We start from the raw sequence: 15183 nt of genomic DNA on the forward strand, positions 1-15183 counted from the left end.
ATCACGGGCTCACCGTGGGGGCTGCGGGGCTTGGCGATGGATCAGAGGGAGCCGGGCTAGTGCTGGGGCTGGGACTTGGACCCACGGATGGTGGTGGCGGTCGCACACCCTTCGCCGTGTAGGTGCCAGCCTGGTCGTCGGCGAGGATGACCCAACCGATCCGCGTCTCCCGTCCGGCGAGCAGGCTGCGCAAGAGGCGGACCTGGCCCGGGATCATGCTCGTTGGGCGAATGGTGGCGGAGTAGATGCCGAAGACTGAATGCCACTCGATCGATGGCCCGGTGGCCACCACGACGAAGCCGAAATCGCTGAGGAGGCGGAGGGTCAGGGTGGTGGCGCCGGTGCCGAAGTCCTCTGGCGTCAGGGAGGCCAGGCGCGTGGCCACATCGAGCTCGGTTGCCGTGAGTTGCCGAACTGTAAGGAGTGGGCTTGGCACGCGATCGTCGTAAAGGAGGGGGGCTGCCGCAAGTGCGGCTGCCGCCGTCGGCGCCAGATCGAGCGTGTCGATGTTGCCAAGAAGTTCGCCACTCTCGGTGACGGCATAGGCCAGGTCGCCAATCTGCCAGCGCAGTAGAAGCGACTTCTCGCGCACTCGAATCTGAATCCCATCGGGAAGCCCAGCGCTGACCCGCACAGAGGCGACGAGCGGTAGCGCTGCCACCGCCTCCTCTGCGGCGCGGAGGTTCACGCCGAGGAGGCTGCTGCCGATCGGAATGTTTGCAGCCGCGATCACCGCATCGGGATCAAGGAGTAGGGCGCCGACGACTGAGATGTTGCCGACCGTCGTGAGGCTGGCGCGCGCAGCCACCGGAGGTAGGAGGAACGCCGCCACCAAGAGTGCGCCGAGGGCAATCGGGCGCAGCCGAGCCGCCGCTCCAGGGGTGAGACGTGGACCTCGCCCCGACGTCGCGCCAGGCTCTTCGTTCGGGTGCTGATTCGCGGAGCCTCTGACTGGCGTCACGCCAGCGCGCCGACGGCTTCCGCCAAGCCCAGGGCGTACGCCGAGCGGCGCCTCACCCGGGGCGAATGGTCGTGCGCCTGCACCGCGATGCTGCCCGCGATCCCCTGTCGATGATCTGCGATCGCTCATTGCGCGCTACGCGACGCAGGACGCGCCGCCGCTGCAGCGACAAGCTCAACGCACAGCTCCGTAAAGCTCGAGCCGCCCGACATCACTAGTGCGGGGAAGAGCGAGATCGGCGTGAAGCCAGGGAAGGTATTCACCTCTGAGAGGTACCAGTGGCCGGCGCGTTCGCCGCTCCGCGCCATCAAGAAGTCCATGCGTGCGAGGCCACGACTCTGGGCGGCGGTGAAGAGCGCAACGGCGGCGGCGCGCATCTCATCTGCCAGAGCCGGTGGCAGGTCGCTTGACGTCGTGGTGCGCGAGACGCCCGGCGCGTACTTGGCGTCGTAATCGTAAAACTCACGGCCGGGAAACACCTCGCCAGGGCCGAATGCCTGCACCGATCCGTTCGTGCGCTCGAGAACAGCAACCTCCAGCTCGCGGGCGCGCTCAAGATAAGGCTCAAGCATCGCGCGATCGCCAAAGCGCAACGCCTCGTCAACCGCATCTGCCCAATCGGCTGACGTGTGCGCGATCTTCATGCCGATAGACGATCCGTGCGCTGCGGGCTTGCCGATCAGTGCGCCCGTCGACGTGTGCTCGTTGGCAAATGCGGCGATGGTACGAAGGAGACCCTCGCGGTCTGACGACCACTCGCCTTGTGTGATGACGAGCTCGGGGAGCGTCGCTACTCCGCCTTTGCGCGCGAGCGCCTTGAAGCGCGGTTTGTCCATGCCGAGGGCGGCGACTGCGGGGGTGTCACCGACATAGTTCAGCCCGGCCGCCGCAGCCGCTGCGGCGATCGTGCCATCTTCATCGCCCGGTCCATGCAGCGCAGGGACGACGATCGTTGCTGGTGCCGATGCGGCAACGCTTTGGAGATAGGTATCGAGCGCCATGGGCTGTGTGCCACGGAGCGCTGGCGCGGTGAGATCCGTGTATGCGCCGCCAGGGAGATCGCCGCGGCGGTGTGCCGCTGGCAACGGTCGAAGCGAACCATCTCGTGCGATATGTGCCTGCGTTACGTGCAGCCCTGCATCGAGCAGCGCAGCGGCGATGGCGGTGCCAGAGATCGTGGAGATATCTGACTCCGCGCTCCTCCCGCCGAAGAGCACGAGGACTGGTGGGAGTGCGCTGTGCCCACTCACGCGGCGGACTCCCCGATGAAGGCGATCTCAGTGGCGAGGATGATCCCGCTCTGCGTAAGGACCGCATCGCGGCAGGTGTCGTGGAGCGCGCGGATCTCCGCTGCGGTTGCTCCCCCACGATTGAGGATCCAGTTGGCGTGCATCTCGGAGACCTCTGCGCCGCCCACGCGCACCCCCTTCATACCCGCAGCCTCAATGAGAGCGCCCGCGCTCAGCTCGCCTGGGGGATTGCGAAAGACGCTGCCAGCGCTCGGAATGCCGAGCGGCTGATGCTCGCGACGCCAGCGGCGAATCTCCTCAAGATGCGACTTGATCAGCTCTGGCTCGCCTGGTGTCAGGGTGACCCTCGCCCCCAGAATCACCTCGCTGCCCCCCTCTGGTCGCTTGAATCGCGACTCGCGGTAGCTGAACGCGGCGTCGGCGATAGAGATCTCTGACTCGGAGCCATCCGCGCGGAGGAGCGTGATGGAGGTGGTGATCGCGGCCATCTCGCCGCCGTGCGCTCCAGCATTTGCCCAGATTGCGCCACCGATATTCCCCGGAATGGCGAGGGCGAACTCAAGCCCGGTGAGCCCCGCCTCGGCGGCAATCGTCGACGCCTTCGCCATGGGGACCCCTGAATCGAAGGAGATCGTTCCCGCAACACGATCGACGTCGTACCCCGCGCTGCGATTGAGGGCAACGATGCCACGAATGCCATAGTCCCCCACCACCACATTGCTGCCGCGCCCAAGGATGCGCAGTGGCCAGCCGCGTGACGCAGCGAGGCGAACCAGCCCACGCAGGGCGAAGCGATCGCGAATGGTGACCATGAGGTCGGCCGGCCCACCGACACGCATCGTGGTGTGTTCGGCGAGTGGCTCGTTGCGCAGCACCTTCAAGCTGAGTCGGCGCTCCAGTTCGCGAGCGGCAACCTCGGCATCGGCCCACGGCTGATGCGTGTGCACCTCGCTCATTCCCGACCGCCCAGTTGCAGCAGCCTCTGCGCGATGACCATCGCGGCATCAGGGTGCGCCAACGTTGTAGCGGCACGCGCCGCTGCAGCGCGCTGTGCTGGCGTCGCATAGTCGGCAACCGCCGCGAGAAGGCGTTCGGAGGTCAGCTCCTCATCGTTAATCAGCGTCACAGCGCCAGCCGCTGCGGCGGCCTCTGCATTGGCGCGTTGATGGCCGCCGGCAAATGGGTACGGCACGATGATGGCGGGGAGCCCAGCGGCGGCCGCTTCGGCAATTGTTGATGCACCGGCGCGTCCGAGCATCAGATCGGCGGAGACGAGTGCCCCCTCCATCTCTCCCCCACCCAGGAATGCGACGGGCAGGTAGCGGTCACGCAGCTCCGCAGGGAGGCTCGCTCGTCGACGCTCTGCATCGGGGAGGCCCTCCATCACCACGTGCAGGACGCTCCACCCCGTGAGCAGCGTTGCAAGCGCACCGGCGAGTGCCGTCTCGAATCGACGAACGCGCTGCGAGCCGCCGAACACCAAGAGGAGTTGATCGCTCTCGCTGAGGCCGCGCGCAGTTCGTGCCGTTGTGCGATCAATCGTGAGCTCGCGCACAGGGGTGCCGGTCACGGTCGTCTTCGCACCGCTCCATGGCGCGCGCTCTGCCGTCTGCCGCCAGGCAACTGCGCGATGTGAGGCGAGCGGTGCAACGAGGGTGTTCGATCGTCCCGCCTGTACGTTCCCCTCCCATAGGAGGCTCGGCGTGCGCGTGAGCCACGCGGCGATCAGCGTAGGGATGGCGATGTATCCACCCGTGGAGAAGATCACGTCGGGTCGCACGCGACGGATCAGGCGAATCGCCTGCAGGATTGACCAGAGCAGCTTGGCGGCATCACGCGCCGTCGCGAGCAACCATGCGCCGCTCGGTCGCAGACTTGGGGCGGCCAAAAGCGTCAACGGGTACCCCGCCTCTGGAACAAGGCGCGACTCGACGCCACGTGCGCCGCCGAGCCAGCTGATCTCAGCGTCGGAGTGGAGCTGGCGAACCGTACGAGCTACGGCGAACGCGGGGAAGAGATGTCCCCCCGTTCCGCCACCCGCGATTAGCACGCGCATCACTACCTCCTGCCTGGCTTGGATCCATCGTCTCACGCGATACCGAGAGAAGCAGCCCGATTGCTGCCATCAGAACAATGAGTGAAGAGCCGCCCTGGGAGACCAGCGGGAGCGGCACGCCTGTCACTGGGAGTAGGGCGAGGACAACCGCAATGTTGATGAATGCTTGCCCGGAGATCCAGACCACGATGCCCGTCGCCAGCAATGCGCCGTAGGTGTCGGGGGCGCGACGTGCCGTTCGCAGACCACGGAGAGCGATCGCCAAGAAGGCCGCGATCACGATGAGCATGCCGAGCAGGCCAGCCTCCTCGCCGATCACCGCAAAGATGTAGTCGTTCCATGCATACGGAATATTGATCCCGCCCAGCTGCTGGGAGGAGCCGAGGCCTGAGCCGAGCGGCCCACCGACCGCCATCGCGATCAAGCCTTGCATTGTCTGATAGGTGGAGCCGGTTGGATCAGAGAACGGGTCGCTGAACCCACCGAGGCGGGCAACCTGATATCCGTTGACGAACATCAGCGCGATGGCAGCGGCTGCCACGCCAAACCCCGGCACCAGCACCCAGCGCAGGGGGACACCCGCGACAAAGAGGAGCGAGAACCCGATCAGGCCGAGAATCGACGCGGTGCCCAGGTCTGGCTCAACAAGTACAAGGCCAACGGAGAGCACGATCGCCAAGAGTGGCGAGAGCATCGTCTCGAACGTCTTGCCGATCTCGTGACCTCGCCGAGCGAGAAAATCAGCCAGGAAGATGATCAGCGAGAACTTCGCCGCCTCAGCGGCGTGAATGCTGATCGGCCCAACCGAGAGCGACCGTCGGAGCCCAGCCTCGGTGGGAACGCCAGGGATCATCACGGCGATCAGGAGGGCAATCGAGATGATCATGGCGAGGGGTGCGAACGAGCGCCAGCGGCGATAATCGGCGGCAGAGAGGATGTACAAGAAGGCAAAGCCGATGATTGCGTAGAAGAGCTGCTTGCCACCCGCACCGTAAGCGTCATTCGTCTTGATCAGGCTATTCATCGCAGACGCAGAGAAGACCATCAGCACCCCGATCCCAACGAGGACGACTGCGGGGAAGAGGATCGCCATATCTTCGCCAGGACGTTCGATCCGTAGCGCGCTCGCGATGCGCTGGCGCGCAGAGCCGATTCGCTGCGGTGCCCCGCCGCTGGCTGGGCGAGCTCCAGGGGTGCGCGTCACACCAGGCTGTCGCACGAGTCGGCTCACTGTGTGGCCTCAACCTGCGCGAGGACGGCGGCGCGGAACGCCTCGCCACGTGCGCCGAAGGGGTTGTTGTACATATCAAAGCTGGAACCGATCGGGCTCAACAGCAGCGTGGCGCGAATCCCATCTGTGCTCGGGGTGCCGATCTCGTGCGCCAGGCTGGTTCCCACCGCTACCGCGCTCTCCACACTCGTCGCGCGCTCAATGCGCTGGAGTCCTGCGCTGCGGAAGAGCGCCTCGAGCTCATCGGAAAGTTCACCCATCACCACGGCGGCGGAGCAGCGTTCGGCGACAATCGGCGCTAGGTCGGTAAGGTCGAGCCCCTTACTTCGTCCGCCAGCAATGAGGATCAGGGGCTTTGGGAATGAGCGAACTGCAGCGGCAACCGCATCTGGCTGCGTCGCCTGCGAGTCGTTCACGTAGCGAATGCCGTTGACCACGGCAACCGTCTCGAGTCGGTGCGGAATGCCGGTGAATGAACCTACCGCGCTCCGGATTGCGTCTGGTGCCACCCCCGCAATGAGCGCCGCGCTGACGGCGGCGAGCACATTGCTCACGCTATGCTCGCCGGGGAGTGCAATCTCACCGACCGGCATGATGCGCCCACCAGGACCGGTGGCAGCGACACCGCCACCAAAACGCGGTGCGCGCAAAACGCCAGCGGCAACGATCCAGCCACCAACAATCCCAACCCCGCCTGGGATTGGGCTACTGAGACGATATCCGACCATCTCAACGCGCCCGATTCCTCCATACGCGGCCACCACTGGATCATCAAGGTTGACGACCATGACGCCATCATCGGCGATGCGGTCTGCGAGAAGTCGCTTGACGCTACGGTAGGCAGCAACGCTGCCATGTCGATCGAGGTGATCAACGGTCACGTTCGTAAACACACCAACATCAACGGCCGAGTGGAGCGATGGGAGCTGCAGCTCCGACAGCTCGATCACCACACGTGTATCCGCTGGGAGTGTTGCCGCGCGTCCGATCAGTGGCTTCCCGTTGTTGCCACCGAGTTCTACCGGGTGCGATGGGTCTCGCGCCAGAATCGTCGCAATCAGGTTGCTGGTGGTGCTCTTCCCCTTCGTCCCCGTCACGCCAACACGCCAACGGTTGCCAAGGAGGCGAAGCGCCCACTCCGGCTCACTGATCAGTACTGGGCCACGCGCACCCCTCTCCCCGACCAGCGGGATCGCCCCAGTGGCAAAGGCGCGAAGGTCACGCTCAATGGTGGGGCGCACCGTAGGGAATCCGAGCGTTACCGCGGGGCTATGCACAACGAGATCCGCCTCGGCGAGTAGCGGCGCCAGGTTCTCGGCATCGCCGAACGAGGTACGAATTGCGCTGCCAGCGAAAGCCTCGGCAGCGCCGACCACTCGCTCCATGGTGTCTGTGTCGTGGACCGTCACGTTCGCACCCGCTCCAGCGGCAAATGCCGCAGTTGCTTGGCCGGTGCGCCCGCCACCAAGGATCAGGACGTTGCGCCCACGCAGGCTCCCCGCCGCAATGGCTGGCGCCTCAAGATCGTTCAGCGTGAGGCCGCCGCCGCTCATCCCTGTGCCCGTGTTGCCAGGAAGGTGACGATACCGAGGATGCCGCCAATCGCGCCGATGATCCAGAAGCGGAAGGTGATCTGCGTCTCCGCCCAGCCGAGCCGCTCGAAGTGGTGGTGGATCGGCGTGAACAAGAAGATGCGCTTGCCAGTGAGCTTGACGCTCGCGACCTGCAGGATCACCGAGCCGGTCTCCACCACAAAGATGATGCCGATCAGTGGCAGGAGCAGCACGTGGCCGGTCACCAGCCCAGTGACTGCGAGTGCGGCGCCGAATCCGAGTGCGCCAGCATCACCAATGATCACGCTCGCCGGATGCACGTTGAACCAGAGGAAGCCAACCAACGCGCCCGCGATCAGTGCGCAGACGATCGCAAGGTTCACCTGACCTGGAGCGTTGAGGAGCGCGATCACCATATAGCTGATCCAGGCGAAGGTCATGGTTCCGCCAGAGAGCCCGTCGAGGCCGTCGGTAAGGTTCACGCCATTGCTCGTCGCGACGATGGCAACCACGGCGACGGCAATCCATAAGATTGGTGCGATCGGTACCTCGCCAACAAAGGGCACGACGAGTGAGGAGAAGGCGAAGTGCTGCTGCAGATAGATGGCCGAGATGATTGCCACCCCGGTCTGCCAGAGCAGCTTCTGTCGTGCTGAGATGCCATCACCAGTGCGCGCATTAAGCCAGTCATCAAACGCGCCGAGGAGGGTGACCCCGAGAAGCGCAAGCAGGACGGCGTAGGTTGAGGCGTCGACTACGTCAAGGAGGAGCGCGAGGGCAATCACAATTCCCGTGAGCAGGAGACCACCCATCGTCGGTGTCCCCTCTTTGACGATGTGCCACTCAGGGCCAAACTCTCGTCGGACGCGCTTGCCGAACCCTGCGTACTTCAAGAGGCGCAGGTAGGCCGGCATCAGCACGAAGACACAGACGAATGCGAGTACGAGCGCCTGAACAATGGCAATCACTTCACCTCCTCGCTCCAGCGGGTAGCGAGCCCACCGATTAATCGCTCCAGCTCTACCGAGCGCGATGCCTTTACCAGGATAGTGTCGCCCGACGCCGCCATGTCGCCCAAGAGTCCAACGGCGGCGGCGATGCCAGCTTCGTCGCTACTCAGGCGCATGATCTTCTCGATCGGCATACCGCCAGCCCGCGCCCCCTCGGCAATGCCGTCGGCCTTGGCGCCAAACACGATCAACAGTTCAAGCCCGCTCGTTGCGGCGGCGTGCCCAACGGCGTTATGGGCGTCGGCGGCGTATGCCCCAAGCTCCCCCATGGCACCAAGCGCCGCAAAGCGGTGTGGGCGGCAGGCTGCAAGTGTTGCCAGCGCCGCTGCCATGCTGGTCGGCGCAGCGTTGTACGCATCATCAATCACTCGAATGCCCGACATCATGCGCACCGTGGCGCGGCCAGATGGAAGCTGCACGGTGGCGAGGCGGGCCGCTGCCTCACCTAGTGCGATGCCGCAAAGATCTGCAACGGCGATAGCGAGCGCCGCCGCCTTGGCGAAGTGAAGCCCAAAGAGCGGCAGATCGACGCGCACCGTTTCAGTACGGATCTGCAAGGTAACGGCGGTGTGGCCCGACGCTTCATCGAGCACTGCATCAACGATGCGAATATCGGCGGTCGCGGCGTGGCCGGCCGCAACGCTACGCGCCGGTGTTCGCGTGGTGAGACGAGCGACACGGAGGTCGTCGGCGGCGAGTACAGCCCAGCCCTCAGGCGAGAGTGCCTCAACGAGCTCACCCTTGCCGCGCTCAATGGCATCAAGGTCCCCTGCCCGCTCGGCGTGCACGGCATCAATGGCGGTCACCACACCGATGAGGGGACGCGCCAGGGTGCAGAGCGCCCGAATATCACCCTCGACGTACATCCCCATCTCAGCGACGTAGCGCACGGTTCCGTCGGGGAGATTGAGCAGCGACATGGGCAGCCCAATCTCGTTGTTGGCGTTCCCTGGGGTGGCGGCGCAGCCGGCCGACTCACCCCCAAGGGCGGCGGCGATGAACTGCTTCGTCGTGGTCTTCCCCACAGAGCCGGTGACGCCGATCACCTCAAGCGTGAAGCGGTTGCGCCACTCCGTCGCCGCACGACTGAGGGCGGTACGTCCGTTCTCAACAGTGATCAGCGAGGCACCCGCCGCTCGTACCGCCAGCTCAACCTCGGCCAAAATCTGTCGAAGCTCTGGAGTTGCCTCTCCCCCCTCAAGGACAATGGCTGTCGCACCGGCGCGCAGCGCCTCGCTGGCATGGTGGAGGCCGTGCGTTCGCTCACCCGGGAGGGCGAGGAACATCTGACCTGCAGTGGCAAGGCGCGAATCGACCGCGCAGCCGCGGATCGCCTGCGTGCCATCAGCGATCAGCGTGCCGCCGAGGATGCTGGCAAGTTCGTGGCCCGATGTGGCAAGGGGCCCGCTCACCGTTCGTGCTGCTGCTGAGGGGGCCATCAGCCGCGCCTCACGCTGCGGAAGGTTGGTAGATCCCCACCCACCGCCGGCATAACCGGAGCGGAGGGTTCCGGCGCGCCGGGGTGGGTGGGGGGAGTCAAGCCGCCAGCTGCAGCCGCAACGGCGGGGGAAATGTTGTACACGGAGATGAGATCTTGCGCCACGCGGCGGAAGAGCTCAAAGGACTCGATGCGATTCACGATCGCACCTTGGCGCTGTGTGACCGGAGTTCCTCGGCGAATGGAGATCGCGATGACGTACTCCGGCGCAGTCTTGCCGACCCAGCCAACGAAGGTGAAGTTGTAGTGCTCAAAGTCCCACGCACCCTTACCGCCGTCGGCGTCCTTCAGCCAGATCTGCGCGGTTCCAGTCTTTCCGCCGTAGGCGTACCCGTCCATGCGGGTCAGCTTGGCGTAGAAGGGGACGCTGGATGTTACCTGGCTGGTCATACGTACCATCTGCGCCGAAATCTCTGGTGAGGTCGCTGTACCACGAACGGTGATTGGAATGGTGACGCCGTCGACTGACTCAACGAGACGTGGACGCACCAGCACGCCACCGTTCACGAGCGCGGAGTAGGCAACGGCAAGTTGAATGAGCGTCGTTCCGACACCCTGTCCGAACGAGGCATTCGCGACATCAATCTCGCGCCATCGACGATCGGTTGGATCGTTCACTAAGCCCTGGCTCTCTCCAACAACGTCAATGCCGGTCTTGCCACCGAAACCGAAGCGCAGCCATGTGGCATAGAGGCGCGCGGCAGCCTCACGTGCGTTGCCGCCGAGTGAGAGGCCAACCTTGCTAAAGATGATGTTGCGGCTCCAGGCAAGCGCAGCGGTGAGCGTCATGGAACCTTTTGATTTGAGGTCAGAGTTGCGCACCTTGGTTGCGCCGTTATCAAGCGTGAGCAGTGCCTCATCTTGAATCTTGGTAGTCGGCGTATAGAGGCCCGACTCCAGTGCAGCGACTGAGGTGATCGCCTTCATCACCGATCCAGGCTCATAGACGCTGGTCGTTGCTGGATTAATGAAACGGCCCGGGTCTCGCGCCGCCGTCACGCCGAAGTTGTTGGCATCGTAGGAGGGCCATGAGGCTGAGGAGATGATTGCGCCCGTGTACGGGTCCATCACGATTGCGCTCACCGATTCGGCATCATCGGCGATCCCGGCCGTCGCAACCTCCTGCTCAACCAGGGTCTGCAGCGTGGCGTCGATGCAGAGCTGCAGGTTTGATGGGGTTCGACCTGTCGTTACCTGCGTCGTTTCTAGCTGACCATCAGTGCCACGCACCGTTGTGCTGACGCTCGCCGCACCGGCGAGCTGCTCGTTGTAATACTCCTCAAGGCCGTACTGGCCACCCCCATCCGAGTTAACGAATCCGATGATGTGGCTCGCAAGTGTCGTGCCCACACCGCCGCCTGGCTGCGGATAGAGGCGAACGCGAACCTCTTCAAGGGTCACACCACGGACGCGATCCGCGGCGATCTCCCCTCGCACGATGTCCGTCTGAGCATCATCGAGCGCTGGGAGGAGCACGGCCCACTTGCGACCAGACTCAAGCACAGCGCGAACCTTGGTGGCGTTCGACGGGCTCAACGCGAGTGCCGTGACCAGCGCGTCAGCGGTCGATGCCCGGTCTACCGCTGAGAGCGCCGCCCCTTGGGAGAGTAGGCGGTGGCGCAGCACCGTTGTGGCCAGCACGACGGCACCGGTGCGGTCCGTGATGGTGCCCCGAATAGGCTCGTTGGTGACGGTTGTCCGCAACTGGGCGGCACCGGCATCAAGCAGTTGATCGCGAGCAACAACCTGCCAGTAGCCGAGTCGTGCCACACAGATGGTAGCAATGAGGATCAGTACGAACGTGACGATGTTGGCGCGGAGGCGTGAGTCGGTGCGCACGGTCCGCGGATCCGGCGCCATTTAGCGAACCTCCACAACAAGCGGGTCCGCTAGCTGCACAACGCCGAGGCTGGTCACGCGTCGGCGTACCGCTGGCTCACGACCGAGTCGGCTCATATCTGTCTGGCCGACGCGAATCTCCTCCATCAGCCGCGTCTGCTCATCGATCAAGGTGGTCACCTTGGCGCTTGACGTTGCGATCTCAATCGAGAGGATGGTCAGAATGAAGAAGGCACCGAAGATGACGGCGGTCGGCATGAGCAACGAGCCGAGCTTGGCGCTGAGGCCACCGTGGCGCTCTACCGCGTTCCATGAAGAGACGCCGATGCGCCCACGCGGAGCGGCACCTGGGATCACCGCGGTACGCGGGACCGGAGTTCCTGGGGCGGGCCGCGTGCCGACGCGAATGGAGCCAGTTCCTACGGCGGCGCTTATCGGCCGGAAGGCGTTTCGAATTGCGATGCGTTGCCGTGCCGCAGCGGCGGCCCGGCTGTCGGAGATTCGTGGCTGATACGGTGGTGTCACCAACTGTGCGCCGCGGAGCGAGCGGCCGATCGTCGTCATGCTGCACGCTCTAGTCGCTCTGCCGCTCGAAGCTTAGCGCTGCGACTTCGTGGGTTTGCAGCAATCTCCTCTTCGCTTGCAGTGATGGGGTGCTTGTTGATAAGGCGCAGCGTTGCCTGGTTTGCGCAAGTGCAGACGGGAACACGCGGCGGACAGATGCAGACGCGCGCAGCGGCAGCAAACGCCTGCTTCACAATGCGATCCTCAAGGGAGTGATACGTGAGAACGACAACGCGCCCACCGACGCGAAGTGCGGCGATCGCTGCAGCAAGCGCCGTGCTGAGAGCGGTGAGTTCGTCGTTGACCGCAATGCGCAGCGCCTGGAAGACGCGCGTCGCTGGATGGATCCGTGATGGTGGGCCGTAGCGCTTCGGCACACTCTGTTCCACGAGTGCGGCAAGTCCCTCTGCTGTGGTGATCGGCGTACTCCCGCGCGTTGCAACAATGGCTCGCGCAATCTTCGCCGCGTGGGGCTCTTCACCGTAGTCGCGGAAGATCTGCTCAAGCTCCGCAGCGCCCGCTTGTGCAATCAGCTCAGCCGCTGATTCACCGGTGCGCGTGTCAAAGCGCAGGTCGAGAATGCCGCCAGCGCGAATCCCGAATCCGCGCTCGCGGTCAACGAGCTGATCAGAGGAGAGTCCAAGGTCGAAGTAGACGCCGTCAACCTCGCTGAAACCGGCATCGGTGATGGCACGCGCAAGGTGTGCACTACTGCCATGAAATGTGGAGAGGCGGTCGCCGAAGCGAGCGAGTCGCACGCGGCTCATCTCGATCGCGCCACCATCCGCATCAATGCCGAGAAGGAGTCCGCGTGGCCCTGCGCTCTCAAGCACCGCTTCGGCGTGTCCGCCACCACCGAGGTTGGCGTCGACGTAGCTGCCGTCGGGGCGCACCGCTAGGGCGCCGAGCAGTTCTGTCAGTAAGACGGGGCGATGGAGGGTCGCACCCGTCGCCATTAGAAGCCGAGCTCCTCGAGTTGTGCGGCGAGGGCGTCAGAGGACTCCATGCCGCCGCGATACGAATCCCAGCGCTTCGGCGTCCAAATTTCGGCGTGATCGCGTGCGCCGACAACCATCGCTTCCGCGTCGAGCTGCCCCCAGGTTCGCAGCGTTGCAGGGAGAAGCAGGCGGCCCTGTGCATCGAGCTCCACCTCAAAGGCGCTGCCGAAGAGGAAGCGGGCAAATTCACGTGCGGTGGCGTTGCCGGTTGGCAGGGCGGCGACGCGGGCGGCGAGGTCATCCCACGCGGCGCGCGGAAAGATCGCTAGGCAGTTGTCGAGCCAACGGGAGACGAAGGCACCCTCATCGAGCTGCGCTCGGAAACGCGCAGGGACGGCAACGCGTCCCTTCCCATCGATGGCATGACGATATTCGCCGGTAAACACCAGTACACCCTCCGCCGCGGCCCACTGGGAGGTGTTACCCCACCTTCCCCCACTTGAAACCACTTAGGTGCATCTTGCCCCCACCAATCGCCCCTGTCAAGGGGGTGCCTGGGCGGGGCTGGCGAAAGGGGTTCGGGGGGCGGCCGAGCACGAATCCAGCGCGGCTAGGAGTCCGGCGAGATGGCCTGTAAGCCGGGTTCTGTCCCCCTTGCGGGGGGACGGCCATCCATCTCGACCCCCGATTGCTCGGGGGCTCTAGCGGTCAACCCGGAGGTCCCGGCGGTGCGCCGGTCCAGTCGCAAGCGACTGGAATGCCTCCCTATTCGACCTTGCTCCAGGCAGAGTTTGCCGCGTTTCACCCCACCGCTGAGCCGAAGCTCTGCGGCGGACTCGTCTCTGTGGCACTAGTCCGCGCCTTACGGCGGACGGGCGTTACCCGCTGCCTTACACCTCGGAGCCCGGACTTTCCTCGACGCTCCCCGAAGGGGGCGACGCGGCCGTCCGGCCATCTCGCCGGATCGGCAGTCTAGCGCGCCGGGACCTCTACGACGAGCCCGTCAAAGGCGGGGGCAACCCCAGCAGGGAGGCGTGCCGCCAGATCCTCAAAGTCGAGGTCGTGATCAAGGTGGGTGAGGAGCGCCCGACGCGGGGCAACCGCCCGAATCAACTCCAGTGCCTCGTCCACGGTCTGGTGCGTTGGGTGCGGCAGATCGCGCAGCGCCGAGACGATCAGTAGGTCGAGGTCGCCCAGAAGGTCGCGCGATGCCGCCGGGACCGAGCTGACGTCGGTCAGATAGGCGAATCCCCCACTCCGCCAACCGTGAGCCGGGCGCTTCCCATGAACGATGTGGACCGCCTGGAATGAGCGGCCCGCGATCGTTACCTCGCGATCCGACGCAACGAGTTCCAGCGCAGGGATTCCCGAGCCAGGTGCCGTTCGTCCATCAACCGCGTACTCCCAGCGCTTCCGCAGCTCATCCGCCGTCGCCTCTCCTGCGCCGATCGGCAGTACAACATCTTGTGCATCGGTATAGGCGCGCAACTCGTCGATCCCACCGCTGTGGTCAACATGAATGTGGGTGACCAGCGCGCCATCAAGTCGAGTGACACCATGGCGCAGCGCCTGCTCGCGCAGGTCCATGCCTGGATCAATGATGACGCCGCGATCAGTGACACCGTCAAACCACTCCACGAGTACCGAGCTGCGCAGACGGCGGTTGCGCTGATCGCGCGAGAGACAGACGCCGCAGCGACAACCGACACGCGGCACGCCACGGCTCGCCCCTGAGCCGAGCACGGTGATGCGCGTCGTTGCAGTCGCGGAAGAGTCAGAGCTGGAGGTATCCGTCGCCGTGGCAGAGACTGAATCTTGCGGGCGGCGCGCGACCCAGGCGGGCCCGCCGCGCAGCGCGCGGTCAAGCGCCTCATTGGCGAGCGCATCGGCGCGACCGTTTAGGGCACGTGGCACATGGCGCGCGCTCCAATGCGCGAAGCGCGCGAGCCCCTTCAGCGCCTCATCGCAGAGCGGGGCAAGCTTGGCGTCGCGCACACGCCAACGACCTTGGAGCTGCTCAACCACGAGCTTGCTATCGAGAAGCAGGTCAATCTCACGCGCGCCAAGCTCGGCAGCGAAGTCAATCGCCGCCACCACGGCACGCCACTCTGCAACGTTGTTTGTGGTCGTGCCGATCGCTGCAGAGATTGAGGCGATGGGCGTCGCGTTAGGATCATCGGATCCAGGCAACGAGGCGTCATAGAGAGCCACACCAATAGATGCAGGCCCAGGGTTCCCCCGGCACGCACCATCGGTACGAATGATGTACGACCGAATCGACAA

At 64.9% G+C, this 15183-nt stretch carries 13 protein-coding genes and 1 other RNA gene; all 14 read right to left on the bottom strand.

The features are described 5' to 3' along the window. Position 1: 1 nt before the first annotated feature. The 14 genes from AC3LB0_RS01505 to AC3LB0_RS01570 all read right to left on the bottom strand — a co-directional run bounded on the left by AC3LB0_RS01505 (position 2) and on the right by AC3LB0_RS01570 (position 15183). Entirely contained in the window at positions 2 to 1090 is a 1089-nt protein-coding gene (locus tag AC3LB0_RS01505) for a cell division protein FtsQ/DivIB (protein ID WP_488649401.1), read from the bottom strand. Next, positions 1087 to 2211, bottom strand: a complete 1125-nt coding sequence (locus AC3LB0_RS01510; protein ID WP_488649402.1) for a D-alanine--D-alanine ligase family protein — start codon at positions 2209 to 2211, stop codon at positions 1087 to 1089. The genes AC3LB0_RS01505 and AC3LB0_RS01510 overlap by 4 nt, the downstream gene beginning before the upstream one ends. Further along, complete coding sequence (murB, locus tag AC3LB0_RS01515) at positions 2208 to 3167, bottom strand: UDP-N-acetylmuramate dehydrogenase (RefSeq protein ID WP_488649403.1); 960 nt, start codon at positions 3165 to 3167, stop codon at positions 2208 to 2210. Before murB ends, AC3LB0_RS01510 begins: the two co-directional genes overlap by 4 nt. Beyond that, positions 3164 to 4267 carry a UDP-N-acetylglucosamine--N-acetylmuramyl-(pentapeptide) pyrophosphoryl-undecaprenol N-acetylglucosamine transferase gene (locus AC3LB0_RS01520; protein WP_488649404.1) on the bottom strand — a complete coding sequence of 368 codons (1104 nt, stop codon included), beginning with the start codon at positions 4265 to 4267 and terminating at the stop codon, positions 3164 to 3166. Before AC3LB0_RS01520 ends, murB begins: the two co-directional genes overlap by 4 nt. Next, entirely contained in the window at positions 4173 to 5498 is a 1326-nt protein-coding gene (locus AC3LB0_RS01525) for an FtsW/RodA/SpoVE family cell cycle protein (protein ID WP_488649405.1), read from the bottom strand. The genes AC3LB0_RS01520 and AC3LB0_RS01525 overlap by 95 nt, the downstream gene beginning before the upstream one ends. Continuing rightward, positions 5495 to 7051, bottom strand: coding sequence for a UDP-N-acetylmuramoyl-L-alanine--D-glutamate ligase (gene murD / locus AC3LB0_RS01530; RefSeq protein ID WP_488649406.1), 1557 nt, complete (start codon positions 7049 to 7051; stop codon positions 5495 to 5497). The genes AC3LB0_RS01525 and murD overlap by 4 nt, the downstream gene beginning before the upstream one ends. Further along, positions 7048 to 8019, bottom strand: a complete 972-nt coding sequence (gene mraY, locus AC3LB0_RS01535) for a phospho-N-acetylmuramoyl-pentapeptide-transferase (RefSeq protein ID WP_488649407.1) — start codon at positions 8017 to 8019, stop codon at positions 7048 to 7050. The genes murD and mraY overlap by 4 nt, the downstream gene beginning before the upstream one ends. Beyond that, positions 8016 to 9500, bottom strand: a complete 1485-nt coding sequence (locus AC3LB0_RS01540; RefSeq protein ID WP_488649408.1) for a UDP-N-acetylmuramoyl-tripeptide--D-alanyl-D-alanine ligase — start codon at positions 9498 to 9500, stop codon at positions 8016 to 8018. The genes mraY and AC3LB0_RS01540 overlap by 4 nt, the downstream gene beginning before the upstream one ends. Then, the gene (locus AC3LB0_RS01545) at positions 9500 to 11419 is read right to left on the bottom strand and encodes a peptidoglycan D,D-transpeptidase FtsI family protein (RefSeq protein WP_488649409.1); all 1920 of its coding nucleotides are present in this window, start codon (positions 11417 to 11419) and stop codon (positions 9500 to 9502) included. The genes AC3LB0_RS01540 and AC3LB0_RS01545 overlap by 1 nt, the downstream gene beginning before the upstream one ends. Then, positions 11420 to 11962, bottom strand: coding sequence for a hypothetical protein (locus tag AC3LB0_RS01550; protein ID WP_488649410.1), 543 nt, complete (start codon positions 11960 to 11962; stop codon positions 11420 to 11422). Further along, entirely contained in the window at positions 11959 to 12918 is a 960-nt protein-coding gene (rsmH, locus tag AC3LB0_RS01555; RefSeq protein WP_488649411.1) for a 16S rRNA (cytosine(1402)-N(4))-methyltransferase RsmH, read from the bottom strand. Before rsmH ends, AC3LB0_RS01550 begins: the two co-directional genes overlap by 4 nt. Continuing rightward, on the bottom strand, positions 12918 to 13346 hold the full coding sequence (mraZ, locus tag AC3LB0_RS01560) for a division/cell wall cluster transcriptional repressor MraZ (protein ID WP_488648224.1): 429 nt from the start codon (positions 13344 to 13346) through the stop codon (positions 12918 to 12920). The genes rsmH and mraZ overlap by 1 nt, the downstream gene beginning before the upstream one ends. 172 nt (positions 13347 to 13518) lie before the next feature. Beyond that, an RNA gene (gene rnpB / locus AC3LB0_RS01565) (RNase P RNA component class A) lies at positions 13519 to 13859 on the bottom strand. A gap of 13 nt (positions 13860 to 13872) precedes the next feature. Beyond that, positions 13873 to 15183: an MBL fold metallo-hydrolase gene (locus AC3LB0_RS01570; RefSeq protein ID WP_488649412.1), complete on the bottom strand. Its 1311-nt coding sequence runs from the start codon at positions 15181 to 15183 to the stop codon at positions 13873 to 13875.

Origin of the sequence: Candidatus Limnocylindrus sp., from assembly GCF_040397235.1 — a bacterium.
Classification (GTDB): Bacteria; Chloroflexota; Limnocylindria; order Limnocylindrales; family Limnocylindraceae; genus Limnocylindrus.

Coding starts and splice junctions, on each gene's coding strand:
- AC3LB0_RS01505 (WP_488649401.1), bottom strand. CDS start 1,090: ATGAGCGATCGCAGATCATCGACAGGGGATCGCGGGCAGCATCGCGGT.
- murB (WP_488649403.1), bottom strand. CDS start 3,167: ATGAGCGAGGTGCACACGCATCAGCCGTGGGCCGATGCCGAGGTTGCC.
- AC3LB0_RS01520 (WP_488649404.1), bottom strand. CDS start 4,267: ATGCGCGTGCTAATCGCGGGTGGCGGAACGGGGGGACATCTCTTCCCC.
- murD (WP_488649406.1), bottom strand. CDS start 7,051: ATGAGCGGCGGCGGCCTCACGCTGAACGATCTTGAGGCGCCAGCCATT.
- AC3LB0_RS01540 (WP_488649408.1), bottom strand. CDS start 9,500: ATGGCCCCCTCAGCAGCAGCACGAACGGTGAGCGGGCCCCTTGCCACA.
- AC3LB0_RS01545 (WP_488649409.1), bottom strand. CDS start 11,419: ATGGCGCCGGATCCGCGGACCGTGCGCACCGACTCACGCCTCCGCGCC.
- AC3LB0_RS01550 (WP_488649410.1), bottom strand. CDS start 11,962: ATGACGACGATCGGCCGCTCGCTCCGCGGCGCACAGTTGGTGACACCA.
- rsmH (WP_488649411.1), bottom strand. CDS start 12,918: ATGGCGACGGGTGCGACCCTCCATCGCCCCGTCTTACTGACAGAACTG.